At 52.3% G+C, this 24,897-nt stretch carries 23 protein-coding genes and 1 pseudogene; 12 read left to right on the forward strand and 12 right to left on the reverse strand.

The annotated features are described in order from the left end of the window. The 6 genes from dnaA (at position 1) to M8T91_RS00030 (ending at position 8,152) form a co-directional block, all read left to right on the forward strand. On the forward strand, positions 1-1,617 hold the full coding sequence (gene dnaA, locus M8T91_RS00005; RefSeq protein WP_301415692.1) for a chromosomal replication initiator protein DnaA: 1,617 nt from the start codon (positions 1-3) through the stop codon (positions 1,615-1,617). A 33-nt stretch (positions 1,618-1,650) separates the two neighbouring features. Next, entirely contained in the window at positions 1,651-2,757 is a 1,107-nt protein-coding gene (gene dnaN, locus M8T91_RS00010) for a DNA polymerase III subunit beta (RefSeq protein ID WP_301415693.1), read from the forward strand. Positions 2,758-2,889: 132 nt separating this feature from the next. Beyond that, positions 2,890-3,996: a DNA replication/repair protein RecF gene (gene recF / locus M8T91_RS00015; protein WP_301415694.1), complete on the forward strand. Its 1,107-nt coding sequence runs from the start codon at positions 2,890-2,892 to the stop codon at positions 3,994-3,996. A gap of 18 nt (positions 3,997-4,014) precedes the next feature. Continuing rightward, positions 4,015-6,435 (forward strand): DNA topoisomerase (ATP-hydrolyzing) subunit B, encoded by a 2,421-nt coding sequence (gene gyrB / locus M8T91_RS00020; RefSeq protein ID WP_301415695.1) that lies wholly within the window; start codon positions 4,015-4,017, stop codon positions 6,433-6,435. A gap of 888 nt (positions 6,436-7,323) precedes the next feature. Continuing rightward, positions 7,324-7,563 (forward strand): hypothetical protein, encoded by a 240-nt coding sequence (locus M8T91_RS00025; protein ID WP_301415696.1) that lies wholly within the window; start codon positions 7,324-7,326, stop codon positions 7,561-7,563. After that, on the forward strand, positions 7,550-8,152 hold the full coding sequence (locus M8T91_RS00030; RefSeq protein WP_301415697.1) for an ATPase: 603 nt from the start codon (positions 7,550-7,552) through the stop codon (positions 8,150-8,152). The genes M8T91_RS00025 and M8T91_RS00030 overlap by 14 nt, the downstream gene beginning before the upstream one ends. A gap of 157 nt (positions 8,153-8,309) precedes the next feature. Here M8T91_RS00030 and M8T91_RS00035 read toward each other — a convergent pair. Then, positions 8,310-8,426: pseudogene (locus M8T91_RS00035) on the reverse strand (IS481 family transposase); the annotation flags it as partial. A 55-nt stretch (positions 8,427-8,481) separates the two neighbouring features. Between M8T91_RS00035 and M8T91_RS00040 the strand changes: the two are divergent. From M8T91_RS00040 to M8T91_RS00055, 4 genes are all read left to right on the forward strand, one after another. After that, the gene (locus M8T91_RS00040) at positions 8,482-9,105 is read left to right on the forward strand and encodes a hypothetical protein (RefSeq protein ID WP_301415698.1); all 624 of its coding nucleotides are present in this window, start codon (positions 8,482-8,484) and stop codon (positions 9,103-9,105) included. A 296-nt stretch (positions 9,106-9,401) separates the two neighbouring features. Then, positions 9,402-9,893 carry an arsinothricin resistance N-acetyltransferase ArsN1 family B gene (locus tag M8T91_RS00045; RefSeq protein WP_301415699.1) on the forward strand — a complete coding sequence of 164 codons (492 nt, stop codon included), beginning with the start codon at positions 9,402-9,404 and terminating at the stop codon, positions 9,891-9,893. A gap of 666 nt (positions 9,894-10,559) precedes the next feature. Beyond that, the gene (locus tag M8T91_RS00050) at positions 10,560-11,069 is read left to right on the forward strand and encodes a P-loop nucleotide/nucleoside kinase family protein (RefSeq protein WP_301415700.1); all 510 of its coding nucleotides are present in this window, start codon (positions 10,560-10,562) and stop codon (positions 11,067-11,069) included. 560 nt (positions 11,070-11,629) lie between these two features. Beyond that, entirely contained in the window at positions 11,630-12,397 is a 768-nt protein-coding gene (locus M8T91_RS00055) for a hypothetical protein (protein WP_301415701.1), read from the forward strand. Positions 12,398-12,556: 159 nt separating this feature from the next. Here the strand turns inward: M8T91_RS00055 and M8T91_RS00060 are convergent, their stop codons facing one another. After that, complete coding sequence (locus M8T91_RS00060; protein ID WP_301415702.1) at positions 12,557-14,734, reverse strand: heavy metal translocating P-type ATPase; 2,178 nt, start codon at positions 14,732-14,734, stop codon at positions 12,557-12,559. Positions 14,735-14,812: 78 nt separating this feature from the next. Here M8T91_RS00060 and cadR point away from each other — a divergent pair, with 78 nt between their 5' ends. Next, positions 14,813-15,241, forward strand: a complete 429-nt coding sequence (cadR, locus tag M8T91_RS00065; RefSeq protein WP_301415703.1) for a Cd(II)/Pb(II)-responsive transcriptional regulator — start codon at positions 14,813-14,815, stop codon at positions 15,239-15,241. A gap of 83 nt (positions 15,242-15,324) precedes the next feature. On the opposite strand, the gene M8T91_RS00070 is transcribed toward cadR, so the two are convergent. From M8T91_RS00070 to M8T91_RS00095, 6 genes are all read right to left on the reverse strand, one after another. Then, positions 15,325-15,549, reverse strand: a complete 225-nt coding sequence (locus tag M8T91_RS00070) for a hypothetical protein (protein ID WP_301415704.1) — start codon at positions 15,547-15,549, stop codon at positions 15,325-15,327. Between the two features lie 437 nt (positions 15,550-15,986). Beyond that, entirely contained in the window at positions 15,987-16,658 is a 672-nt protein-coding gene (locus M8T91_RS00075) for an SCO family protein (protein ID WP_301415705.1), read from the reverse strand. Positions 16,659-16,662: 4 nt separating this feature from the next. Then, positions 16,663-17,556, reverse strand: coding sequence for a heme o synthase (cyoE, locus tag M8T91_RS00080; RefSeq protein ID WP_301415706.1), 894 nt, complete (start codon positions 17,554-17,556; stop codon positions 16,663-16,665). 11 nt (positions 17,557-17,567) lie between these two features. Next, complete coding sequence (locus M8T91_RS00085) at positions 17,568-18,650, reverse strand: COX15/CtaA family protein (RefSeq protein WP_301415707.1); 1,083 nt, start codon at positions 18,648-18,650, stop codon at positions 17,568-17,570. Then, positions 18,640-19,308 carry a redox-active disulfide-containing membrane protein gene (locus M8T91_RS00090; protein ID WP_301415708.1) on the reverse strand — a complete coding sequence of 223 codons (669 nt, stop codon included), beginning with the start codon at positions 19,306-19,308 and terminating at the stop codon, positions 18,640-18,642. Before M8T91_RS00090 ends, M8T91_RS00085 begins: the two co-directional genes overlap by 11 nt. After that, positions 19,309-20,031: an SURF1 family protein gene (locus tag M8T91_RS00095; RefSeq protein WP_301415709.1), complete on the reverse strand. Its 723-nt coding sequence runs from the start codon at positions 20,029-20,031 to the stop codon at positions 19,309-19,311. Positions 20,032-20,085: 54 nt separating this feature from the next. Between M8T91_RS00095 and M8T91_RS00100 the strand changes: the two genes are divergently transcribed. Then, positions 20,086-20,310: a DUF2909 domain-containing protein gene (locus M8T91_RS00100; RefSeq protein WP_301415710.1), complete on the forward strand. Its 225-nt coding sequence runs from the start codon at positions 20,086-20,088 to the stop codon at positions 20,308-20,310. A gap of 65 nt (positions 20,311-20,375) precedes the next feature. Here the strand turns inward: M8T91_RS00100 and M8T91_RS00105 are convergent, their stop codons facing one another. The 4 genes from M8T91_RS00105 to coxB are packed head-to-tail and all read right to left on the reverse strand — an operon-like array spanning position 20,376 to position 24,575. Further along, positions 20,376-21,266: a cytochrome c oxidase subunit 3 gene (locus M8T91_RS00105; RefSeq protein WP_301415711.1), complete on the reverse strand. Its 891-nt coding sequence runs from the start codon at positions 21,264-21,266 to the stop codon at positions 20,376-20,378. Positions 21,267-21,271: 5 nt separating this feature from the next. Continuing rightward, on the reverse strand, positions 21,272-21,844 hold the full coding sequence (locus tag M8T91_RS00110; RefSeq protein WP_301415712.1) for a cytochrome c oxidase assembly protein: 573 nt from the start codon (positions 21,842-21,844) through the stop codon (positions 21,272-21,274). 14 nt (positions 21,845-21,858) lie between these two features. Beyond that, on the reverse strand, positions 21,859-23,409 hold the full coding sequence (gene ctaD / locus M8T91_RS00115; RefSeq protein WP_301415713.1) for a cytochrome c oxidase subunit I: 1,551 nt from the start codon (positions 23,407-23,409) through the stop codon (positions 21,859-21,861). Positions 23,410-23,429: 20 nt separating this feature from the next. Next, the gene (gene coxB, locus M8T91_RS00120; RefSeq protein ID WP_301415714.1) at positions 23,430-24,575 is read right to left on the reverse strand and encodes a cytochrome c oxidase subunit II; all 1,146 of its coding nucleotides are present in this window, start codon (positions 24,573-24,575) and stop codon (positions 23,430-23,432) included. Positions 24,576-24,897: the final 322 nt, after the last annotated feature.

Here is a 24,897-nt window from a genome sequence, read left to right on the forward strand (position 1 = left end):
TTGACGGAATCCGTTTGGAAGCAGTGCGCGGGCTGCTTACAGGACGAGCTGCCAGCGCAACAGTTCAACACCTGGATCAGGCCGTTGCGCGTCAACCCCGGGTGTGCGGAGGGTGAGTTGCGCCTGATTGCTCCGAACCGATTTGTGCTGGACTGGGTTGGCGATAAATTCCTGAGTCGTATCCGGGAACTGGTGTATCAGTTTTCCCCCGCTCAGCCGCTACAGGTGGCTCTGGAAATCACAGCGCGTCGCCCGGCCCGTTTCCAGCGCACCCGTGTTGCGCCACAGCCCGCCCCGGTACAGGCCCCTGCCGAAGTCATAGAGGCTGTGCAGACAGACCGGGTTGCTGAGGCTTCCACGGGAATGGCCGCGGTAGCGACCGGGCGGTTGACAGCTATGGCGTCTTTTCAGCCCTCCCAGGAGGGCTTTGGGGGCCGTGGCAGAAGTACCCCACGCCCACAGCAGGCCGGGGCGGTGGTTGAAGAAAATGTATTGAGTGACTCTGCTCCCCCCTCCCCGGCCAGGAGCCCCCTGGCGGCTACGGCACCATCAGAGCCGCCGGCGCGAAAGGCGGAAGGGGAAGTGGGCATCAAAAGTGGCAGTTCCCTCAATCGTAACTTTACTTTCAAGTCTTTTGTGGAGGGCAAATCCAATCAGCTTGGGTTGGCTGCGGCCCAGCAAATATCTGAGAATCCCGGTGGCGCCTACAACCCTCTCTTTATTTATGGCGGTGTGGGTCTGGGCAAGACGCACCTGATGCATTCGGTGGGCAATGCGCTGTTGGAGCGCAACCCCAATGCCAAGGTGGTCTATCTGCACTCCGAGCGCTTCGTGGCAGATATGGTGAAAGCGCTGCAACTCAATGCAATCAGCGATTTCAAGCGCTACTATCGCTCGGTAGATGCCCTGCTGATTGACGATATCCAGTTTTTTGCCAAAAAAGAACGCTCCCAGGAGGAGTTTTTTCACACGTTTAACGCACTGCTGGAAGGTGGTCAGCAGATTATCCTCACCTGTGATCGCTACCCCAAGGAGATCGATGGCCTTGAGGAACGGTTGAAATCCCGCTTCGGTTGGGGGCTTACGGTGGCGGTGGAGCCGCCGGAGCTGGAAACCCGGGTTGCCATATTAATGAAGAAGGCGGAGCAATTCGGTGTGGACCTGCCCCACGACTCGGCCTTCTTTATTGCCCAGCGCATCCGCTCCAATGTGCGTGAACTTGAGGGCGCGCTGCGACGTGTCATCGCCAATGCCCAGTTTACCGGGCGACCTATTGATGATGTACTGGTGCGCGAGGCACTCAAAGACTTGCTGGCTTTGCAAGACCGACTGGTCAGTGTGGATAATATCCAGCGGGTGGTGGCGGAGTATTACAAGATCAAGGTGGCGGATCTGCTCTCCAAACGGCGCAGCCGGTCCGTGGCGCGACCGCGCCAGGTCGCCATGTCCCTTGCCAAGGAGTTGACCAACCACAGCCTTCCGGAGATCGGCGATGCGTTTGGCGGGCGGGATCATACAACCGTGTTACACGCCTGCCGCAAGATTCGCGAACTGCAAAGCTCCGACGCGGATATTCGCGAGGATGTTAAGTTGCTGACAAGGTCCTTGACCACTTAATTGAATAACTGACAAAACAAGGCGGAATTACCGATGAAATTCTCTGTGAGCCGGGACGCCCTACTCAAGCCGTTGCAACTGGTAGCCGGAGTTGTTGAAAAGCGCCAGACCCTGCCGGTCCTGGCCAATGTATTACTGCAATTGAGCGGTCGGGAACTCTCCCTGACGGGGACCGATCTGGAGGTGGAAATTGTCGCTCGTCTGGCAGTGGGAGAGGTGGAACTGGAAGGCGAGCTGACAGTGCCAGCGCGCAAGCTGCTGGATATCTGTCGCTCGCTTCCGGATGGCGCCGAGCTGCATCTTGAGCGTGACGGTGAGCGCCTGGTGTTGCGCAGTGGGCGCAGCCGCTTTCAGCTGTCCACACTGCCTGCAGCGGACTTTCCCAACCAGGAGGAAGCCAGTGCTCAGACCCAGTTTGAGATTGCCCAGGGGGAGATCCACCGGCTGATTGAAGCCACCGGCTTTGCCATGGCTCAGCAGGATGTGCGCTATTACCTGAACGGATTGCTGCTGGAGTGCCGCCCACAGCAGCTGCGCGCGGTTGCAACTGATGGCCACCGCCTGGCGCTGTGTGACCGGGATGCGCCTGGGCTCAATGTCTCTGCGCCGGTTCAGGCGATTGTACCGCGCAAGGGAGTGCTGGAGCTGGGCCGTTTGCTGGAAGACAGCGAGGTGCTGGCGCAGGTGGTCCTGGGGAACAACCATATCCGCGTGGCCTGCGGCCAGTTCACCTTTACCTCGAAGCTGGTGGATGGCAAGTTTCCGGATTACGAACGGGTGTTGCCCCGGGATACCGGCAATGTGGTTTACGCGGATCGCCAGGAACTGCGGCAGGCTTTTTCCCGCGCTGCCATTCTGTCCAACGAGAAATACCGCGGTGTCCGCCTGCAGCTCGCAGAGGGCCTGTTGCAGATTGTGGCGAATAATCCGGAACAGGAGGAGGCAGAAGAGCAGCTAGAAGTGGACTACGTGGGGGAGCCGCTGGAGATAGGCTTTAATGTGTCCTACCTGCTGGATGTCACCAGTGCCATACACAGTGATCAGATCCGTATCAGCCTGGCGGATGCCAACAGCAGTGCACTGCTACAGCAGCCTGAGGAGGGTGACGCCCTCTATGTGATTATGCCGATGCGTTTGTAGTGGGAGCACCGGTGTCGTTATTTGTCCTGACAATACTGAAACTGCTGCGATGATTGATGCGGCGGTTCCTGCTGTACTACCTGGTAGCCCCCGGTCCAGGGTATACCCGGTACCCCTTATGGGAAGGTGCCAATGGCGCTGACCCGCCTGCTGGTAGCCGGTTTCCGCAATATCCAGCATGCCGAACTGCTGCTGGATTCGAAGGTAAACCTGTTTTGCGGCCCCAATGGCGCAGGCAAGACCTCTTTACTGGAAGCGGTGCACATGCTCGCCACCGGCCGCTCTTTTCGCTCCCGTCAGCACCGCTCTGTTATTCAGCACAGCAGCCGGGGGCTCACGGTTTTCGCTGAACTGGAGACAGGCTACAGCCTGGGGATCGAACGCCTCACTGACGGCAGTGGACGGGCGAGAATCAATCAGAGGCCTGCCGAGTCCAGTTCCCAACTGGCCAGCTGCCTTCCCCTACAGCTGATTAACAGTAACAGTTTTGACGTTCTGGATGGCGGACCTGGCGTGCGTCGTCGCCTGCTGGATTGGACAGTGTTCCACGTGGAACCAATGTTTGCCCGGGAGTGGAAAAACTATCAAATCGCACTGCGGCAGCGAAACGCGCTCTTGCGTCGTGGTAAAATCGCTGTGGATGCCATTACTGTCTGGGAAGAGCAGCTGGCGCACAGTGGCGAGCGGGTGAATATCCTACGAGAGGGGCGCTTCCAGGAATTTCAATCTGCGGTGTCGGCGCTCTTGTGTGAGCTGCCCGGAGGGCTGCCGGGTCCTGTGGAAATAGGTTATCGACGCGGGTGGCGAAAGGAGACCGATCTGTGTACAGCCCTGCAGGAGTCCCGCGAGGGGGATGTTTCCCTGGGGCATACACGCATTGGCCCACACAGGGCAGATGTTCGGTTCACTCTAGCCGGTGAGCCCGCGCAGCATATTTTATCCCGCGGTCAGCAGAAGATGCTGGTCTGTGCTGTGCGCACAGCCATGGCGGAGCTTGTGAGTCGTCACCGAACACAGCCGGTATTTCTGGTGGATGACCTGCCGGCAGAGCTGGATGAAACCAACCAGCAGGTATTTGCCCACTGGATCAGCCGTAGCGCCAGCCAGGTTCTTGTAACCGGGATTGAAGAGGGCATGACAATCCGGCCATGGCAGCGACTTGAGGCCCCCTGGAATCATCCAAGAGTGTTCCACGTGGAACATGGGAATATCAATGCCGAACCATCGGCCGCACTATAAGTTGAATGGAGCGAATCAATGTCAGAGCAGCAAAGCTATGACTCAAGCAGTATCAAGGTACTCAAAGGCCTGGATGCGGTGCGCAAGCGTCCCGGTATGTATATCGGCGATACCGATGACGGCACAGGCCTGCATCATATGGTCTTCGAGGTGGTCGATAACTCCATCGACGAAGCGCTGGCCGGGCACTGTGATGAGATCCGCATAACCATTCATCCCGATGAGTCCATCTCGGTTGCCGATAACGGGCGCGGTATCCCCACGGAAATTCACCCGGAAGAGGGTGTTTCCGCTGCAGAGGTTATTATGACCGTGCTGCACGCCGGCGGAAAGTTCGATGACAACACTTACAAGGTCTCCGGTGGCCTGCACGGCGTTGGTGTCTCGGTGGTGAATGCCCTGTCGGAAGAACTGAAGCTCACCATCCGCCGTGCCGGCAGGATCTACGAGCAGACTTACCACCAGGGTGTGCCCCAGGCGCCGCTGGAGGTTGTCGGCGAGAGTGACAGCACCGGCACCACTGTGCATTTCAAGCCCTCTGCGAACACTTTCAGCAATATCGAGTTTCACTTCGATGTGCTGGCCAAGCGCTTGCGGGAGTTGTCATTTTTGAACTCCGGTGTACGTATCGTGCTGAAGGATGAGCGCAGTGGCAAAGAGGAGGTCTACGAGTATGAGGGGGGGCTGAGTGCCTTTGTGGCATTTCTTAACCAGAACAAAACGCCGATCAACAAGGTCCTGCATTTCCATAGCCAGCGGGAAGACGGCATCGCCGTGGAAGTGGCCCTGCAATGGAATGACAGCTTCCAGGAAAGCATTTTCTGCTACACCAACAATATTCCCCAGCGCGACGGCGGAACCCACCTGGCGGGATTTCGGGCCGCCCTCACCCGCGGCCTGAACAGCTATATCGAGCGTGAGGGCTTGGGTAAGAAAGACAAGGTGAACACCACTGGTGACGACGCCCGCGAGGGTCTTACCGCCATTATTTCTGTGAAGGTGCCGGACCCCAAATTCTCCTCCCAGACCAAAGACAAGCTGGTCTCCTCCGAAGTGAAGCCCGCGGTCGAGCAGGAGATGGGCCAGCATTTTAACGACTATTTGCTGGAGAACCCGCAGGAGGCCAAGTCTGTTGTCACCAAGATGATCGATGCGGCCAAAGCCCGCGAAGCGGCGCGCAAGGCCCGCGAGATGACCCGCCGCAAGGGCGCCCTGGATATTGCCGGCCTGCCCGGCAAACTGGCCGATTGCCAGCAAAAGGACCCGGCATTATCTGAAATTTACCTGGTGGAGGGGGACTCTGCCGGCGGTTCCGCCAAGCAGGGCCGCGATCGCCGTACCCAGGCGATCCTGCCACTCAAGGGCAAGATCCTCAACGTGGAAAAAGCGCGTTTCGACAAGATGCTCTCCAGCGCTGAGGTGGGTACCCTGATCACCGCGTTGGGTTGTGGTATCGGCAAAAGTGAGTTCAATCCGGACAAACTGCGCTACCACAGCATCATCATTATGACCGATGCGGATGTGGATGGAGCGCATATTCGCACACTGCTGCTCACCTTTTTCTTCCGCCAGATGCCGGAGCTGATCGAGCGCGGGCATATCTATATTGCCCAGCCGCCTTTATACAAGGTTTCCAAGGGCAAGCAGGAGCAGTACCTGAAGGATGAGGCCGCTTTAATCCAGTTCCTCACCAACGCCGCCCTGGAAGGGGCCACGCTGTACGTGAACCCGCAAGCCCCCGGGTTGTCTGGCCAGTCCCTGGAGAGCCTGGTGGGGGAATACCGCAGTGTACAGGCCACGGTGGAACGCCTGTCGCGCCTCTATCCGGAAGAAGTGCTGCGCAACATGATTTACCTGCCCAGTATTACCCATGAAGATCTGCAGTCCCGGGAAACCATGGCGTCCTGGTGCGGGCAGCTACAGGAAAGGCTTGCGGATGAAGACAGTGGCGGCAGCCGCCGCCACGGAGTGCATGTCTACGAGAATACCGAACGCGGCCTGTTCCTGCCCCATATCCATGTGGTGGCCCACGGCGTTGGAGATGACTATAAGGTCAGTCATGAGTTCTTCGATTCCGCGGAGTACGCCTCTATCTGTGCCCTGGGTGAGAAAATGGTGGGCCTGTTGGAAGAGGGCGCCTTTATCCAGCGCGGTGAAAAACAGCATGCGGTGGATAGCTTCCCGGAAGTGATGGACTGGCTGATGAATGAGAGCCGCCGCGGTTACGGTATCCAGCGCTACAAGGGGCTGGGGGAGATGAACCCGGAACAGCTGTGGGAGACCACTATGGACCCGGAGAGCCGCCGTATGCTGCAGGTTACCGTGGAAGACGCCATTGCCGCCGACCAGATTTTTACCACACTGATGGGCGACCAGGTGGAGCCGCGCCGGGACTTTATCGAGACTAATGCTCTGGCGGTAGAGAATTTGGATGTTTAGTGCTGTTTGAATGTGGGACCCCTAAATTCGGGAAATGGGATCCCACGATCGTGAACGCACGTCTCATAATTCGTCGACTGGGACTGGATCTGCTAAGAAAAAAATCTGAACAAGTCCTTTCAAAGCAATATGATCGATATATCGAGCCTTTCTTGAGAGGAGGCTCTGCCTTCCTGGTTAGGTTCAATGCTAAGTCTGGACAGCAATCGGTTGTTACGATGCCGATGCCAGTGCCAGCGACTTACATCCAAGGCTTTTATACCGCATTAGCCAATCGTCACAGCTAGAAATGGATGCGATAGGGCTTTACGATGAAGGTCCGTGGGCGGGCCGCTCATGTACTGTCTAATCGAGATAAGCGGCGAAAACTTTCATGTCATCAAGAAGGGTTGCCAGGAGGCGCTTCTCGCAGAGCAATCTAGCAAACCACTACGCATTGTGATTAATCAGGATCAGTTTGGTCGAGGACGAGCATCCTGCGGGCGAAGAGCGAGAGTTTTTCCGCACCCTTCAGTCAAAAGCTGCCAATAGCTGAGCCCAGGGAAATTGGAGGCTCAGGGATCATGGAATGTCCAACGTGTAATGGGATCATTAGCCGAGATTGGCTGCAAAGCAATTATATTGAAGCCAACGACGAATTTGCGTGTCCTGCCAGCAAGGAAGAGCTACGACTTATTGTGGGTGAGGGTGCTTAAAATAGAGCCATAGACACATATTTTGTGGTTTCGTAACTTTCGATAGTCACTGGTGAGCAGCCTATATTGAGGATGGAGGACCCACGGGTCAGAAGTGCCTTCTAATTTGAGGGAATACACCGCGTAACAATCCCTGGCGACGGGTTTTCCATGCGGGTAAGATTAGAGGTAGGGAAAATGATGGAGGTCAATTATGGCTAAGACACCCTCAAAAAAGGACGAGTTCAAACTCAGAGATTTCAGCGAAGTATCGACGGCTGAGATTGCCGATATAGCCCGAAAGGCTGGACAAGAGGCCCGCCAGGAATCGCTGGATGCAGGCTGTGAGGTCGTGAGCGAAGACGAGCAAGGTCGGACAGTTATTACCAAGAAATTGCCAGATGGAACTGAAGAACGGATAGTCCAGGGAGAGACTAAAGATGGCGGAGAGTAAGCCAAGGATGATTTTGATTGCCGGACCAAACGGATCAGGCAAAAGTACGCTCACAAATAAACTGATGTCCGAAGGGCTGGACTTTGGAGTTTATATAAATCCTGATGAGATCGCAGCGCGACTCAACGGGAGTGACCTCGAAAGAGTAAAGAAGGCCCAGAAGATAGCTGAATCCCAGCGTAATAATCTCCGCCAGACAAAAACAAGTCACTCCTTCGAGTCGGTGATGAGTCACCCGAGCAAGATTGAATACATGGTGCAGGCGAAAGCGGACGGCTTTGATGTCATGCTTTTGTTTGTTGGAATTAACGACCCAAAGAAGAACGTGGCCCGTGTAGCTGACCGAGTGAAAAAAGGCGGTCACCCTGTGCCGGTAGACAAGATCATATCCCGTTATAAGAGAACCATGGATATGTTGTTCGATGCTGCAATGACGGCCAACCATGCCCTCATCTTTGACAATACCTCTGAAGATGGGATAAAACTGGTGGCTGAGGTGAAAAATAGAGACCTGGTTAGCTATGTTGATGGTACTCCATGGGTGAAAACCTACTTCATGGATAAGTACAATAACCAGGACTCCTGGTAGTGTCGCCATGTAACAGAGCTGCTTGTCAGTAAGCCTAAACGTGGCATAACTTTTTATAGGCGGAGCCTCGCATTTTTTAGAATGGGGGGGCATTTTGGAAGTTCAGACTTGGTCTGACAGTTACCGGTTTTTCTGACGGTGCTCTGTCATGTCAGGTTTAGTACACGAACTTTTCCATCCAGATCTTTTTACCATCTTCAAACGTTTGTAGAGGCGTACGGCCACAGCACACCCTGCCTCGGAGAATTCGTTTCTTATTGTAATAATTGAACCATAGGGGTAATCCGTAATGTTTGCTCCAGCCTGTATTAGCAACGTGAGAACAATAATTGATCGAGAAGTTTATGAATGTCGATTATTCAAAATACAGTATTGAAGAACTCTTGCAGGCTGCCCAGTCCATAGATCCAGAAAAAAACCCAGTTAACTATCAAAAACTGAAAGCGGAGTATGAACGCAGAAAAGATGAAATAGATGAAAAGGTTTCCGAAGAAGCTGAAGCAGAAAAAGACAATACCTTTGAGAAAGTGAAGCTTGCTGGATACCTGCAATTGACAGGTGGATTTATTTTTATACTATTCGCCATTATTTCCTATCAGAATCTGATCACTCTTTCGGCTTCCATAGTTTTGGGGATGTTGTCAATTTTTGCTGGAAAACTGCTTTTACAGAGTCATGAGCTGGGTTACGACCTGACTTATATTAATCAGGGCCTACAACTCATCAGCTTAAAGATAGGTGGGGTTGTTTTCAATTATGCGGCATTGGGCGGCGTATATTTTGAACTCACTACGGATGGCAGCCTAGGTTTTAATGCAGTGTTTAACCCAAGCATTACATTAGCATATGGTTCAAGCGCGAATGACGGCTTTATCGCAATTGATCTTCTGGCAATAGCAATCATTTACTTGGTTGGCATGAAGAGGAGCTTTGTAGAGACTGAACAGGGTTAACAGCATAAACCGGATGTAAATGTCTCTGTGATGAGAGTGATTTTCATAACAACCACATTGTGGTCACCTATATAGTTGCATTTTTTCTTTAACCCGCATTTTTTGTAACTATAGATATTGATATCAACAAGTACTTATAAAACCTATGGATCAGTACACTGGAAGGAAATAACCCGGAAGAGGGGCACGTGCAATAAAAACGCTGAATACTGGTGCAATAAACTTGATGAGTGCATGTATCAATAAGCCAACATTCATCAAGTCGCAGAAATCACCAGGTGCAAATAAGGGCAAAGATGATACGGAAAGCCAAAACCTCGGACGCAGCAAAGATTGCCAGTATTTACAATCACTACGTAAAAAACACCTACATTACTTTTGAGGTTGATCCAGTATCAGAAGAGGGTATGTTGGGTCGCATTGAAGAGTGCTTGAGTAACAAATTCCCATGGCTTGTGGCAGAATATGAGAATGTAGTGGTTGGTTATTGCTATGCCAGTAAATGGAAAGGTCGCTGTGCGTATCAGCACTCTGTTGAAGCGACAGTTTATTTGGATGCCTCTACCACTTCACAAGGCTGGGGATCAAAACTGTATGCAGAGCTATTACGTAAATTAGCCGAAATGAATGTCCATGCGGTAATCTGTGGTATTGCACTACCTAATGCGGCAAGCGTAGCGTTACACGAGAAATTTGGTATGGAAAAGGTGGCGCACTTTAAGGAAGTTGGTCGTAAGTTTGGGTGTTGGGTGGATGTTGGCTACTGGCAGTGTCTGCTCCGAGATTAACAATTGGCTGTAACTTGCCTCTTACTTTAAACACGTTATGTGTGGTCGCCGCCGCGCCCTCATTTTTGCACATAAAGTGCCCGCTATAAGATGCGGATGAGAGCAAAGTTAGGCATATCTTTTAAATGAATTAACTTGCTAAGAGATCCCTAGAAAAAGCTCTCGCAGGATTGTAATACCTGCCAAAACGCACACCTGATATGGCATTTTAAAGCGAAGCTGAGAGAGCGTTTACCAAGCTTTCGAAATATCGCGATGGCGCCATCTATGTTGGTCACTACTCCGGCAACAGCGAATGGGAAAGACCTTCGAGTGACAACGAAGTTATGATGGTATTGGAGGGAGCAACCACACTGCTATTATTGATTGAGGGAAAAGAGGAGAGAATCCAGCTTAGCTCGTGTGAGCTGATCGTCGTTCCCAGGAATTACTGGCACAGATTTGAGTAATCAAGTGATCTTAAGTTATGACGGTAACCCCTCAGCCAAACGATCACAATCCTGAGAAAACCCTGCCTAACTGTGCCAAGCGCAGTTGCCCGCGCAAACATGCGGGCAGAAGTTCGCTGGTGCTTGGCCTGTGTTGGCAACTTTTTCCCATACAAAGAGATGACTACAGCAGGCTGCCTCAAAGCGAAAACTTATCAAATATGTCTAGGTACCCTCTATGAAAATGGGAAAGTTAACATTTTTCGCCGGTAAAATGGGAGCGGGTAAATCTACCAAATCCTTCGATATTTCCAGGCGAAGCAATGCCGTGTGGATTTCGGAAGATGAGTGGTTAGCATCTGTGTATCCAAATCGGATTTCTACACTGGATGACTATATACACTATTCAAGCACACTCAAGCCACAGATCAAGAAGCTGGTTCAGACCATCTTGCAAACAGGCACGGACGTTGTCATGGACTACCCAGCGAATACTGTTGCCCAGAGAGACTGGTTCAAAAGTATTTTTTCAGAGATAGAGGCTCCCCATGAGCTGGTCTACATCGATTTACCAGATGCCGTTTGTCTAAAGCAAATAGCGAAACGACGAACGGAAAACCCGGAGAGAGCGAAAACAGATACAATTGAAATGTTTGAGGCAGTCACAAAACACTTTGTTGAACCTTCCTCCTTGGAAGGGTTTAATATGGTCACGATCAAGTACAATCAGGCAGGCTCCTCAAGGTAGCGCACATAGTGGCCAAAGCCAGATGTTAAATTTCATATGGCTATTGAGCTAAAAATCATAGTAGGTATCGCGATAATATTGGGGATATCTGCTGTTACTTTGAATTATTATTTCCTTCTTGTATGAGAGTGGGAATCTTGGATGTTCATTCTTTACATTCTGGCTCCGATGCTAATGTATCGTATAAAGAACGGACGGCGTATTATGCATTTACCAATGCACAATCACCCAGTTAAGAGATATATGAGAGCTGACTTTTACCATGCCAACTGTAATCAAGACGATACACTTATATGGAGGAAATATTACGATTTCAGACTCTGCGGTAATCGTTGAACTCAAATGAAAGTATGATATTCGTTGAATCAACGTTTAACAAAGTCAGGTAACACCGTTCGCATAAAACATAGGCAGGACACCCAACACATTGTTTAGCTTGCTGATAGAATATCGGTTATTAAGGAAAGGAAAGACGCTCTATAAACAAATATAGATTTGAAGAAGAGCAATATATCATTCCTCATTACGTAAACGGATTTGGCTTGAATATTTAGGTAACTATGACTATCACACTGAAATCTATCGGGTTATTTGGAGTTCTACTTTTTGGGACTCTATTTACTATTACATTCGTGTCACCCGAGGTTATAGAAGAATCGACAAAAGGTTTCGTGAAATACCAGATTGAGAAGGAAGTTCGACAAAAGCAACAACATTTAAGCGGGTCTACCGTTGCAAGCAAAGCGTTGGATATTGCTGAAAAGCTGGGAGTAGAGTCAGAGCAAATCCAACTGAATCTTGATAATAATCTGCCAGAAAAGATTGCAAGTGTCATCGCTTCTATGTGTGGTTATGATTGTGAGCGAAAAAAAGTCTTGGCCCAGTCAATAACACTTGGATATCTTGATCGGCTAAAAAGCATTAAAATCGCCCAGGATACTCTCGGTGATCTCATAAAGGGAAAATATATAGAAATAGTCAGCAATTTAAAATTTGATCTCCGTGTATTTCTCGGAACAAATTTCTTGATGTTTTTCATTCTGCTGGTCGTATCTCTTGCCAAGCCGAAAGCCGTAACTCACTTGTTCTTGCCAGGGATGCTCTTGGTTTTGGCTACAATCTTTTCGTCGGCCATCTATATATACGGTCAAGATTGGTTCTATACGATTCTATACAATGACTATATGGGCTTTGGTTACTTGGCGTATATTGCGGTCATATTTGGCATTCTGGTTGATATCGTGCTTAATAAAGCACGAGTGACCACTGAGATCATAAACAGCATAGCCAATATGGTTGGTTCGGCATTTTCGACGCTTCCGTGCTAGGGGCTGTTGTCGTTTCACAGGAGTAGCCACAGGAGGGCACAAGCCTGAGTAGTGACTTAATGGCCGAAGGGTAAACTGCATCCATCCTTGAGCCTACAGGATGAATGCAGTTTAAAGCAATTTACAGAGCTGAAGTTGTATACGAAGTCCCGCAGCAGGTCACTTGCGCATCAATCGTAATCCATTGAATACCACCAGCAGACTGGTACCCATATCCGCAAACACCGCCATCCACATAGAGGCCTCTCCGGCAAAGGCGAGTACAAGGAATATCGCTTTGATGCCGAGGGCAAGAATGATATTTTGCCAAAGTATATGGGCTGTGGTGCGTGATAGGCGGATAAACCCGGCAATTTTGCCGAGGTTGTCATCCATCAGGGCAACATCGGCAGTTTCTATGGCGGTGTCTGTACCTGTAGCTCCCATGGCAAAGCCGATATCGGCGCGGGCCAGTGCCGGAGCATCATTAATGCCATCCCCGACCATGCCAACTCTTCCATGACCGGCAAGAGACTCCACTTGTTGTAGCTTATCTTCAGGCAGGAGGTTGCCTTCGGCACGATCAATACCCACCTCGCGGGCGATAGCATCGGCGGTATGTTGGTTGTCACCGGTTAGCATCAAGGTTTTTACACCCAGCCCGTGGAGTTCCTCGATAGCTTGGCGGCTGGATTCTTTGACGGTGTCGGCTACCGCGAATAAGGCGATCACGCCGGATTCTCCCACCAGCATCACGACCGTTTTTCCCTGGGATTCCAGTTTACCCAATAGAAGCTCCAGCTCTGGACTGCAGACCTTCAGCTCCTCTACCAAACGATGATTGCCCAGAAAGTACCCTTTACCGGCGATTTCACCGCGGACCCCACGGCCGGCCAGGGCTTCGAAAGTCTCGACTTCCTCCAGATTCGATTTTTTCACGTTGAGATATTCTGCAATGGCTTTAGAAACCGGGTGATCGGAACGGGAGGCCAGGCTGGCAGTCATTACCTTGACTTTATCGACCTGTGTTCCGCACCAGGGCTCGAAGTCGGTCACTTCGGGTTTGCCGTGGGTAATGGTGCCGGTCTTGTCCAGTGCAATCCAGCGCAGGCGACGTCCTTGCTCGAGATAAGCGCCGCCCTTGATCAGGGTACCGTGACGGGTTGCGGCTGCAAGGCCGCTGACAATCGTAACGGGGGTTGCGATTACCAGGGCGCAGGGGCAGGCGATAACCAGTAATACCAGTGCCCTGTATATCCACTCCATCCAGGCGCCGCCAAAAAAGAGCGGGGGAAGTAGTGCAGTAGCCAATGCTACGGCAAATACCAGGGGTGTATACCAGTGGGCAAACTGGTCGACAAGCCGCTGTGTCGGTGCGCGACTTCCCTGGGCCTCCTCTACCGCATGAATTATCCGGGCCAGTACGGCATCATTGGCAGCTGCGGTTACTTTGTATTCAAGCGCGCCAGATTCATTAATAGTGCCGGCAAAAAGTTCATCGCCAGCTGTCTTGTCTACGGGCAGGCTCTCTCCAGTAATAGGGGCCTGATTAACGGCAGAGTTGCCTTTTATCACCTCCCCATCAAGGGCGATACGTTCGCCAGGCCTGACTCTGACAATGGCTCCCAAAGGGACTTGCTTCGCGTCGGTTTCATGCCAATGCCCATCTTCCTGGCGCATAGTGGCTGTTTCCGGGGTTAAATTCAGTAGTTCCCGGATGGCATTTCTGGCGCGGTCCAATGACTTGGCTTCAATCAGCTCCGCCAGGGTAAATAGCACCATTACCATGGCGGCTTCCGGCCAGTGGCCAATCAATATGGCACCAGTAACCGCAATCGACATCAGGGCATTCATGTTCAGATTGAGGTTCTTAAGCGCTATCCATCCCTTTTTGTAGGTGGAGAGGCCGCCGCCTGCGATGGCAACCAAAGCCAGAACAAATACCGGCCAGGTATTGCCCCCTTGCAGCCAATACACCAGTTCTGATGCCAGAGCGGCTATGGCTGCAGCGCCAAGTAACCACCAATTGGCTTTGGCTGCTGGAGGGGCGCCCTCGGTATCCTCCCAGGTGGCCAGCCTGGCATCCAGGTCGAGTGGCGCAAGTACATCCAGGATCGACTGCTCCATGCCGGGTTTGTGGCCGACAGTCAGGATTCGCTGTACCAGGTTGAAGTCGAGCCTGTAGATCCCCTGAATGTTGGATAGCTTGGCGCGTATCAGGCTTTCTTCGGTGGGGCAGTCCATCTTGCCAATGGAGAACAGGGAGGTCTCTCCGTCTGGATTGACGGTATTATTACTCGGCTGTTGAAGTGGTTCTTTGGGCTTTTCACAACCACAACCTGTATCGCGCTTTTCCATGGTCCACTCTTGGATAGCTCATAGGGTGAGCCAGTATTACAATCCCTCTAGTAACTATAGAGTCAAGGGGATACCTGCATGTCCTACAGGATTGGCGAAGCCGCCAGGCGGGTCGGCTGTAAAGTGGAAACTGTGCGTTATTACGAACAGGTGGGTTTGCTGCCTGAACCCGCGCGAACCGAGGGGAATTTCCGGCTTTATTCCGAGGCTCATCTGGAGCAATTACGCTTTATTCGCCACTGCCGTTCATTGAATATACCGCTGGAAGATATCCGAAACCTGCTCGAACTCAAGATGCGACCAAGCGAGAACTGCGCGGAAATCAATGAGCTGGTTGATGAACATATCCGTCGGGTTGAGGAGCAGATGGATCTGCTGGTACAACTTCGACAAAGTCTGCAGGAACTGCGAGATCAATGTATCGGCCCGGAAGCAACCGGTACCTGTGAGATCATTAGGAGGCTTAGCAACTGCAAATGCCATGGTGAGGCAGATTCCAAAGTTTGAAGGACTGCATATACGGTAATCTCTGCTATTGAGGTTCACAACAGAGACCTCTTCTATCAAAATTGCCTCAAGCGTGGGATACCTTACTGTAGCCAGAAGTGTTCCAGATCTGGGCAGTTGAGCGAGTATTTTTCTTGGGCACGCTTCGTATCACCTCCACAATATTCTTTGTTATCGGCCTGACCCTCGCTATCTGGGCTTTCTTTGCGGAGCCAAATAGTTTCAGGATAAGAGAGCAGGCGATATCGATCGATTCCTGGCCAAGCGCCTGTAACAACAAGAAGGTGGCCATCCTTGCTGATTTGCATGTGGGTTCTCCGTATAAGGGGATTGATAGCCTTCGGTGGATAGTTGATAAGGTAAATGCGCGTCTGCCGGATTTGATTTTGTTACCAGGGGATTTTGTTATACAGGGGGTTGCAGGTGCGAAGGCTCAGCAAAGAGTGAGGCGGTGGGGCATTCCCCAATAACGAATAACCGGAGCACCCTGGCGTTGTAGGCTGGCCATAGTTTTCTGCTCAGCCTCTCCCAGACGTTACATCACTCTCCAGGGAACAATTTCCCGGTACACTATTGTCACCAAGAAAGGCGGTGAGAGATATGCTCGTTTAAATAACTGGGTATTGATCAGCGAAAGCGCCTCTGCCAACTGAACTGTGATCTTTCCATAGAGGCCAATACCTGCCCGGATAAAGCATGGATGTCTGTCTCCCAATTACAGGTGGCCCATCAGGCCGGACAACGGTTATCCATTAAACGTTGTCCGGATCGAGCCATAGGTCAGCTTCATTTTGGATGGATCAAGCGGGGCCTTAAAAAAGGCATGGTAGTGCCCCAGGGGGTTGATAAGCACCACCTGGGAGCCATGATCCACGGTGTAGTTGTCGTCTTCCAGTACTACTTTATTAAAGGGGACATTGAGTTGGCTGGCAAAACGTTTGATCTCGATAAAATCCCCGGTAACACCACGAAAATCCTTGTTAAAGTAGTTGACATATTGGTGTAACACCTCTGGCTTGTCCCGGCTGGGATCAACAGTGACAAGCAGAATATCCGTGTCCGCACGGGCAGTTTCGTCGAGCATTTGATAAAAGCGGTTCAGGGTAGACAGGGTCGTGGGGCAGATATCAGGACAATGGGTAAAACCAAAGAACACCAGTGTCCAACGCCCGGTGAGGTTTTCGGTATGCCATGTATCACCGGTATCAGAAATCAGGCGGAAGTTATCAATAATGCGTGCCCGCTGTAGCTTTACCGTACCATTCAAACGCAGCTCTGAATCGCTGATCACCCGCGGTTGATTCAGTTTGTGCAAAAAGCCCGCCAGAACCGCTACTATAAACAGCACCAGAATAGCAACCGTGATCCAGATACCGCGTTTTTGCCGAGCAGTAGCTTCCCCTATGGTGTTTTTCATTGGCTTATACCGCTATCAGGTAGTGATCCAGTAACATAATGCAAAAGAGCGCCATTAAATAAATAATGGAATATTTGAAGGTTTCCATACCGGCGTTGGGATCACGGCCCCGCAGCATGGCAATACTCCAGTAGAAAAAGCCCAGGCCCAGAACAACCGCCCCGAGCAGGTAGAGCCAGCCAAGCATGGCCGTGGCAAACGGCAGTAAACTCACAGCGAACAGAATAAAGGTATACAGCAGGATATGCAGGTTGGTGTAAGCGACGCCGTGGGTGACCGGCAGCATGGGTACATCGGCACGGGCGTAATCCTCCTTGCGGTGCACAGCCAGCGCCCAGAAATGTGGTGGGGTCCAGGCAAAGATAATCAGAACGAGCAACAGGGCATGCCCGTGGATTTCCCCTGTCACGGCTGTCCAGCCGAGTAGTGGTGGTGCTGCACCGGCCAGGCCCCCAATCACAATATTTTGCGGTGTGGCGCGCTTGAGAAACATTGTGTAAATCACCGCATACCCCAGAAGGGATACCAGGGTCAGCCAGGCAGTGAGTGCGTTGATAAAAAAGAGCAGTATTGACTGTCCGAGCAGCCCCAGCAACAGGGCAAAAAGGAGCGCCCTGCGTGGTTCCACTCTGCCTTTTGCTATTGGCCGGTTGCTGGTGCGTGCCATTTTACTGTCAATATGCCGGTCAACCAGGTGATTCACTGCGGCAGCACTGCCGGCACAGAGCGCAATACCCAGGTTTCCCAGTAGCAGTACCTGCAGGGGAACCGGGCCCGGAACAGCCAGTAACATGCCGATCAGTGCGGTGAGAATCATCAACATCACCACCCGGGGCTTGGTGAGTTCATAGTAATCCCGCCAGCCGGAGCGCTGTATTGTCGCAGAGTGAATGGCCATAATTCCGCCTGTTATTGTGTTTGTGTCAAGGCACTATTTACCTGGGTTGAATTCACCGGTCGGGTAACCTGTATGTGGTAGCAGAAGGTTATGATAACCAGCAGCAACAACGCTGCTCCGGCATTGTGTGCCACGGCAACCGGCAGGGGCAGGAACATCACCACATTGGCAATACCCAGGCCCACCTGTAAGAGCACCGCCCCGATCAGGACCAGGGCCCATGCCCGCGCTGCCGCACGCCAGGTCAGTACCGCCAGGCACAGCACCAGCAGTGTGACCAGCAAAGCGCCCAGGCGGTGGGTGAAATGGATTGCTGTGCGCGCATCGCTTTCGAGGGCGCCACCCAGGTAATTTGGTCCAATCTGCTGGGCGATATTGAAGCCCTCGCGGAAATCCGCCTGGGGCCACCACTGTCCCTGGCAGGTGGGAAAATCCACACAGGCCAGTGCCGCGTAGTTGGCACTGGTCCAGCCGCCCAGGGCGATCTGCAAGACGACCACCACGGCGGCCAACAGTGCCAGGGGCCGTAATTTCTGCAGGGCGAGGAATGCATGCAGGGGAACATACCGGCGCCGCTCGCGCATACGCTCGACAATCAGCCACAACATCGACAGTGTGGCCATACCCCCGAGCAGGTGGGCAGTCACCACTTGCGGCCACAGCTTTAACGTGACTGTCCACATTCCGAAGGCCGCCTGCAGCAGGATCAGGGCCATCAGAAACTGTGTCTGCTTAAACGTTCGCTGGCCGCGGCGGCGCCAGGCGAGACAGGTCAGGACTGCCACCAGCAATAACAGGGCGCCGGCAAAATAGCGATGCACCATCTCCGGCCAGGTTTTACTGACATCCACTGGCGCATCGGGAAAAGCGCTGTTAGCTTCCTGAATCTCATGGCGCTCATCCGGCCAGGTTAAATGGCCATAGCAGCCGGGCCAGTCCGGGCACCCCAATCCCGCGCCGACCAGCCGGGTAAAGGCGCCCAGAACAACCACCACAACGGCGAGGGCACAAGCGGCCAGAGCCAGTCTCAGTCGCCATCCTGTTTGCGGCTTTTGCCCGGCAATCGGTTGTATTTCTACTGCGCTACTGCTCATAGGAGTACTTCAACAAGCGTTTAATATCTTTCAACCATTGGTTTCCGCTATGGTGATTGTCATATGCCATCATGGCGAAACCCTGCTGATCAATGAGTACCGCCCGGGTATCGGCAATATTTTGGTGGGCGGTCTGCTCCTGTAAGGTCCGCAGGCTCTCCCGATTCAACTGCAGTACCTTCAAGCGGGGATGCTCCTGGCGGAGTTTCTCTGTTTCATCGGCAGTCAGGGGTTCACCGGTGACCAGCAGTCGCTCTACACGGTTGGCTTTCTCGCCCAGGCGGATATGCACCTGTCGGCTGGTGTACAACAGTCTTTCGCATTCCTTGTCGCACGTCATATCACTCAGTATTAAATAGCGCCATTTAGGGGTGTCTTTTTCGATCAGTGAAACTTCCTCTTCGCCCTGAATAAACGGCATCCGGGAGAGGTTGACAGGCGGTTGCAGCAGTTCGCCCTGATTCAGGGTGCTATTCGGCAGGCCCGTGCCCGTATAAAAAACGATATAGGCGGCAACGATGGGCAGTGCGACGGAAGCGACAATGGAGATACCCTGCAGTTTCATCCGTCTTGCGAAGCTTCTACCCTGGGAGCTGTGCCCGGAAAGAGGTACCCGGTCATTATTTTCCATGGTGAAAATCTCTCGATGTACTGCCATTTATTCTTGATTCTTATCGTTGAAGCCTGCGGTAAAACGCGTAGCGGTAAATAGCCACAGAACAGCAAGTACCGCTGCCATGGTAAACCACTGAAGGGCGTAGGCTCTGTGACGCTCGGGACCGCTGTTTATCCAGTGCCAGTCTGTTATCAGAGCGGTATCTGAATCGCCACTGAGCCGCACGGACCACTTTTCATCAGTGGTCTTCAACGCGCGTGTAAACTGTGTATCCAGAGTCTGAATTCTGCGCTTCGGAAATGCTTCTGGCAAATGCTTTGTTGGCGTTGATTCGATTACAGGGTATAGAAAGCCATTGATGGTTCTCATGCCCTGCGGCGTTGCGATTCGAGGAAGGCGTTCCCGTCGGTTTGGTGCGGGAACCCAGCCGCGATTGATCAACCAGTGTGCCTGGGGGGTAATAAAAACCTGCAGGACCTCATAACCGCTGCGACCTGCGCGGGTGCGATTGTCGAGAAGATAATGGTCTTGAGCAAAAAATCCCGTTAACCTGACCGGGGTATAGCGTTCAAATCCACGCAGTGTTGTCGGTGCTACCGGTTGTGCGGAGAGTCTGGCGTTGAGTTCAGCACTTAACGCCGCCTTCTCCCCGGCTCTTTGCAGCTGCCAAAAACCCAGTGCCATCAGGACAGGAAACAGCCCTGCGCAGAGTAGGGTTACAGGCCAGTTTCGAATCAGTGGTACACTGATATTTTTCGCTGGCATTGATGGCATATCCACTGTCATGCACAACTACAACCGGTGGTGGAAAAAAGTAACATGTGGCTGAAAATCCTAATTGTGGCCCTGTTTTTGGCGGTGCTGGCCAGCCTGTCCAGCGCCTTGTTTTTTCTTTTGAAAGACATGGGAGCCCCCCAGTCAAAGCGTACCCTCTATGCCCTGGGTATCAGAATCACTCTGGCCGCCCTCTTGTTACTGGCGATCTGGTATGGGTTTGCCACTGGCATTTTGTCAAATACAGCGCCCTGGGCACAAAAATACTAATCAGCTGCGTCTGCTCCGCAGGTAGTGCAATTTACCCCGGGAGCCTATTTTGCTGAAATCCACTGTCAGGCACCGAGCACATAGACAAAAATAAACAGGCCGACCCAGACAACATCCACAAAGTGCCAGTACCAGCTGGCCGCCTCAAAACCAAAATGATCATCCGGTTTAAAGTGATGGGCAATAACCGAGCGCAACAGCATAATCAGCAGCAGGAGGGTGCCCAGGGTGACATGTGCACCGTGAAAGCCCGTGAGCATAAAGAACGTGGTCCCATAGACGCCTGATTCCAGTGTCAGCCCCAAGTGCTGATAGGCTTCATAGTATTCCTTTGCCTGTAAATAGAGAAAGCCCACTCCCAGTATCACGGTGAGCCCCAGCCAGATATTGAATTTGCTGCGCTGGCCTTTTTTCAAAAATACATGGGCAATATGCACAGTAACGCTGGAGGAGAGCAGAATCAGGGTGTTCCACAACGGCAAATGCCAGGGATCAATGACCGCCTTTGGCCCCAGAAATTTTGCGCTATCCCCATGGGCGGCGGCGTCCGGGGTCACATACAAAGGCCAGGTGCTCTCAAAGTTTTCCCACAGCATGTTGGAGGAGCCCAGCGCCCCCTCCCCCCCAAGCCAGGGCACAGAGAAATTCCTGATGTAATACAGGGCCCCGAAAAAGGCGGCAAAGAACATCACCTCGGAGAAAATAAACCAGCCCATGCCCCACACGTAAGACCGCTTCAATTGCTCGCTGTTCAAACCGGCCATGTTTTCCCTGATGACCGCAGCAAACCAAAACCACAAAACCGCAGCCATCGTCAGGGCGCCGGTAAAGAAAATATAGGAGCTTCCATCGTTGATCCAATTCGCAGCGCCAAAGGCAACCAAAAACAAGCCGATAGTGGCAAATATTGGCAGTTTGGACTGCTCTGGCACATAGTAAGTGCTTTCACTAGCCATAGTTTTTATCCCTCGCGCACGGAGCTGGTTCTACTCTTGTTGGGGTTATTTGAGACCCTCTCCGTAACGTCAAACAGCGTATAGGAGAGCGTGATGGTATTGACACTGGGGGGGAGATCCGGATCGACAACAAAGCGCAGGGGCAATTCCTCCCGCGCACCCGCCTTGAGTGCCTGTTGGTTGAAGCAAAAACACTCAGTTTTGTGGAAATATTCCGCAGCTTTAAACGGCACCAGGCTTGGGATTGCCTGGCCGATCATATCCCTGTCTGTTGGGTTAAAGGCCAGGAATACGGTATCCATGATTTCTCCCGGATGAACCTTTACCGACAGTACGCTCGGGGTAAATTTCCAGGGCATATTTTTATTATTGCTCGCCAAAAACTGCACCGTAATGAGTCTGCTGGTATCAACGGCTGCAGGAACGGCCTCATAGCGCCCGCCGGTCTTTCCATTCAGGCCGGTGATCTCACAGAAGGCATCGTAGAGGGGCGGCATAATAAAAATGGCAAATACCAGCATACTGGCGGCAAGCGCCAGCAGCTTCGCTGATATTTTTGTGTTTTCGCTAAGCTTCATTGGTTACCGGGTGGTTATCGTACAGCCGGAGGCGTGCTGAAAGTATGGTACGGCGCGGGAGAGGGCACCGTCCATTCCAGCCCCTGGGCATTGTCCCAAACTGTTTCTGAAGCTTTTTTCCCGCCCATGACCGTGCGCACCACATTAAACAGGAATACCACCTGTGCAGCGCCGAACAGAAAAGCGCCCACACTGGCAATCTGGTTAAAATCGGCAAACTGAAGGGCATAGTCGGGTATGCGCCGGGGCATCCCGGCGAGGCCGACAAAGTGCATGGGGAAAAAGGTCAGGTTGAGGCCGATAAATGCCAGCCAGAAATGCACTTTGCCCATGGTTTCGTTGTACATATGTCCGGTCCATTTCGGTAGCCAGTAATAGACCCCTGCGGTAATGGAGAAAATCGCTCCCGGAACAAGTACGTAGTGGAAGTGCGCTACTACAAAGTAAGTATCATGGTATTGAAAATCCGCCGGGGCTATCGCCAGCATCAGGCCGGAGAAGCCGCCAATGGCAAACAGTATGATAAAGGCCACGGCAAAGAGCATCGGGGTCTCAAAGGTCATGGAGCCGCGGAACATGGTGGAGACCCAGTTAAAGATCTTTACACCGGTGGGGACGGCGATCAGCATGGTGGCGTACATGAAAAAGAGTTCACCGGCAATGGGCATCCCCACAGTGAACATATGGTGCGCCCATACAATAAAGCTCAAAAAAGCGATGGCGGAGGTTGCGTACACCATGGAGCTGTAGCCAAACAGGGGCTTGCGGGCAAACGTGGGAATAATGGCCGAGATAATGCCGAAAGCCGGCAAAATCATAATATAAACCTCGGGGTGTCCAAAGAACCAGAACACGTGCTGGAAAAGCACCGGATCGCCGCCACCGGCTGCGTTAAAGAAACTGGTGCCGAAGTGGATATCCATCAGCATCATGGTCACCACGCCGGCCAGTACAGGCATAACGGCAATCAACAGGTAAGCGGTGATTAGCCATGTCCACACAAACAGCGGCATCTTCATCAGGGTCATGCCGGGGGCGCGCATATTCAGGATGGTGGCGATAATATTGATCGCGCCCATAATTGAGGAAGCGCCGAGAATATGGATGGCGAAAATAAAGAAAGTCACGCTGGGGGGGGCATACTCTGTGGACAGGGGCGCATAAAAAGTCCAACCGAAATTGGGCGCGCCCCCTTCCATAAAGAGAGTGGAAACGAGCATGGCAAAGGCAAAGGGCAGTATCCAGAAACTCCAGTTATTCATGCGCGGCAACGCCATATCCGGAGCGCCGATCATCATTGGAATCATCCAGTTGGCTAGCCCCACAAAAGCGGGCATGACAGCGCCGAAAACCATGATCAAACCGTGCATGGTTGTCATTTGATTAAAGAACTCCGGTTGCACAATCTGCAAACCAGGCTCGAATAACTCTGCGCGAATAACCAGCGCCATACAGCCGCCCAGGAAAAACATCGCAAAACTGAACCACAGGTACATGGTGCCGATGTCCTTGTGGTTGGTGGTATAAATCCACCGCTTAAATCCAGATTGAGGACCGTGTGCCATTCCGAATTTCCTCCGGGCGCTTACTGCTTGTTTTTGAAGTTGAGGACATCAATGGGCTGGATGGTGTCGCCCATATCGTTACCGAAGGCATTGCGCTCGTAGGTGATTACCGCGGCGAGATCCACTTCGGACAACTGGTCCCCAAAAGCCTGCATGGCCGGATTTGTCTTGGAGCCGTTGACCACAATATCCAAGTGCGCATCCAGGGGGCCAATGGAGATTTTGGACCCGGCAATTGCCGGGAAGACGCCGGGAACGCCCTGACCATTGGGCTGGTGACATGCAGCACAGGCGCGGTTGTAAACCGTTTCCCCCCGAGTGAATAACTCATCAAACGTAAAGGTTTTTTCGGTAAGTTCACGGGCTTTTGCTGCAGTGGCTGCGCGGCTGTCGAGCCAGGCTGTATACTCCTCTTGCGTAACCGCCTTGACGACAATTGGCATAAACCCGTGGTCCTTGCCACACAGCTCCGCGCATTGGCCGCGGTAAATTCCCGGCTCTTCAATGCGAGTCCAGGACTCGGTGATAAAGCCCGGTATCGCATCCCGTTTGACAGCCAGATCCGGTACCCACCAGGCGTGAATCACATCGTTGGCGGTCACCAGAAAACGGATTTTTTTCTTGATCGGCACTACCAGTGGCTCGTCGACCTCGAGCAGGTAGTTGGCGCCTTTGGGCTGCTGATTGTCGATCTGTGCCTTGGGCGTGGAAAGGTTGGAGAAAAAGGAGACCTCGGAGCCCAGGTAGTCATAGCGCCATTTCCACTGGTACCCGGTGATCCTGATTTGGAGATCCGCCTCTTCCGTATCGTAGATGTCGTACAGTGTCTGGGTTGCCGGGATCGCCATCAGAATCAGGATGATGGTGGGGATGATCGTCCATACCAGTTCTACCGCAGTGCTCTCATGGAACTGTGCGGCCTGGTAGCCCTTGCTCTTGCGGTGGCGCCACATGCTGTAAAACATGATGGCGAATACCAGGACACCAATGGCCACACAAATCCAAAAAATCAACATGTGCAGCTCATAGGTGGATTGGGCAACTTCCGTTACCCCGCGGGGCATGTTGACCCCCCAGCGCTCAACAGTCTCCTCTTCCGCCAGTACAGAGCGGGCGGACAGGGAAGCAGCCAGCAAGGCGAATAGCCGGTGAAAGCCTCTCAACATCGCCTACAGATCTCCGTGTTTGCGGGTTTCCATGAAACCCGTAATTGTTATTTCCGGCCGCTGGCCTTTACGGAGTAACTGAAATGCCCTTGTACCGGGCACGGCACAGGGTTAATTCCACACAAAATTTGTGGACATACTGTAGTAACACAAGACTACATACACTGAGCGGGGATGAGCCCCCGCGATACTGCTTTCAGTGCAACTTGTTATTTTGATCAAAAGATTTTTACTTCAGATGCCGTCACCCCGGAAGGTACAACCAACAACCTATGTCTCTTTTATTGTTGCAGCTATTGCAGGTGCAAAAGGAACATATTGC

Source organism: Microbulbifer sp. MI-G, from assembly GCF_030440425.1.
GTDB lineage: Bacteria > Pseudomonadota > Gammaproteobacteria > Pseudomonadales > Cellvibrionaceae > Microbulbifer > Microbulbifer spongiae.

Bases quoted from the DNA above. Each gene is read 5' to 3' on its own strand.
- M8T91_RS00105 (WP_301415711.1), bottom strand. From the start codon at position 21,266: ATGGCTAGTGAAAGCACTTACTATGTGCCAGAGCAGTCCAAACTGCCA.
- M8T91_RS00025 (WP_301415696.1), top strand. From the start codon at position 7,324: ATGGCTAAGACACCCTCAAAAAAGGACGAGTTCAAACTCAGAGATTTC.
- M8T91_RS00045 (WP_301415699.1), top strand. From the start codon at position 9,402: ATGATACGGAAAGCCAAAACCTCGGACGCAGCAAAGATTGCCAGTATT.
- dnaN (WP_301415693.1), top strand. From the start codon at position 1,651: ATGAAATTCTCTGTGAGCCGGGACGCCCTACTCAAGCCGTTGCAACTG.
- M8T91_RS00030 (WP_301415697.1), top strand. From the start codon at position 7,550: ATGGCGGAGAGTAAGCCAAGGATGATTTTGATTGCCGGACCAAACGGA.
- ctaD (WP_301415713.1), bottom strand. From the start codon at position 23,409: ATGGCACACGGTCCTCAATCTGGATTTAAGCGGTGGATTTATACCACC.
- M8T91_RS00050 (WP_301415700.1), top strand. From the start codon at position 10,560: ATGAAAATGGGAAAGTTAACATTTTTCGCCGGTAAAATGGGAGCGGGT.
- M8T91_RS00100 (WP_301415710.1), top strand. From the start codon at position 20,086: ATGTGGCTGAAAATCCTAATTGTGGCCCTGTTTTTGGCGGTGCTGGCC.
- M8T91_RS00110 (WP_301415712.1), bottom strand. From the start codon at position 21,844: ATGAAGCTTAGCGAAAACACAAAAATATCAGCGAAGCTGCTGGCGCTT.
- M8T91_RS00070 (WP_301415704.1), bottom strand. From the start codon at position 15,549: ATGCAAATCAGCAAGGATGGCCACCTTCTTGTTGTTACAGGCGCTTGG.
- M8T91_RS00055 (WP_301415701.1), top strand. From the start codon at position 11,630: ATGACTATCACACTGAAATCTATCGGGTTATTTGGAGTTCTACTTTTT.
- cyoE (WP_301415706.1), bottom strand. From the start codon at position 17,556: ATGGCCATTCACTCTGCGACAATACAGCGCTCCGGCTGGCGGGATTAC.
- cadR (WP_301415703.1), top strand. From the start codon at position 14,813: ATGTCCTACAGGATTGGCGAAGCCGCCAGGCGGGTCGGCTGTAAAGTG.
- M8T91_RS00075 (WP_301415705.1), bottom strand. From the start codon at position 16,658: ATGAAAAACACCATAGGGGAAGCTACTGCTCGGCAAAAACGCGGTATC.
- M8T91_RS00060 (WP_301415702.1), bottom strand. From the start codon at position 14,734: ATGGAAAAGCGCGATACAGGTTGTGGTTGTGAAAAGCCCAAAGAACCA.
- recF (WP_301415694.1), top strand. From the start codon at position 2,890: ATGGCGCTGACCCGCCTGCTGGTAGCCGGTTTCCGCAATATCCAGCAT.
- M8T91_RS00090 (WP_301415708.1), bottom strand. From the start codon at position 19,308: ATGGCAGTACATCGAGAGATTTTCACCATGGAAAATAATGACCGGGTA.
- M8T91_RS00095 (WP_301415709.1), bottom strand. From the start codon at position 20,031: ATGCCAGCGAAAAATATCAGTGTACCACTGATTCGAAACTGGCCTGTA.
- gyrB (WP_301415695.1), top strand. From the start codon at position 4,015: ATGTCAGAGCAGCAAAGCTATGACTCAAGCAGTATCAAGGTACTCAAA.
- M8T91_RS00085 (WP_301415707.1), bottom strand. From the start codon at position 18,650: ATGAGCAGTAGCGCAGTAGAAATACAACCGATTGCCGGGCAAAAGCCG.
- coxB (WP_301415714.1), bottom strand. From the start codon at position 24,575: ATGTTGAGAGGCTTTCACCGGCTATTCGCCTTGCTGGCTGCTTCCCTG.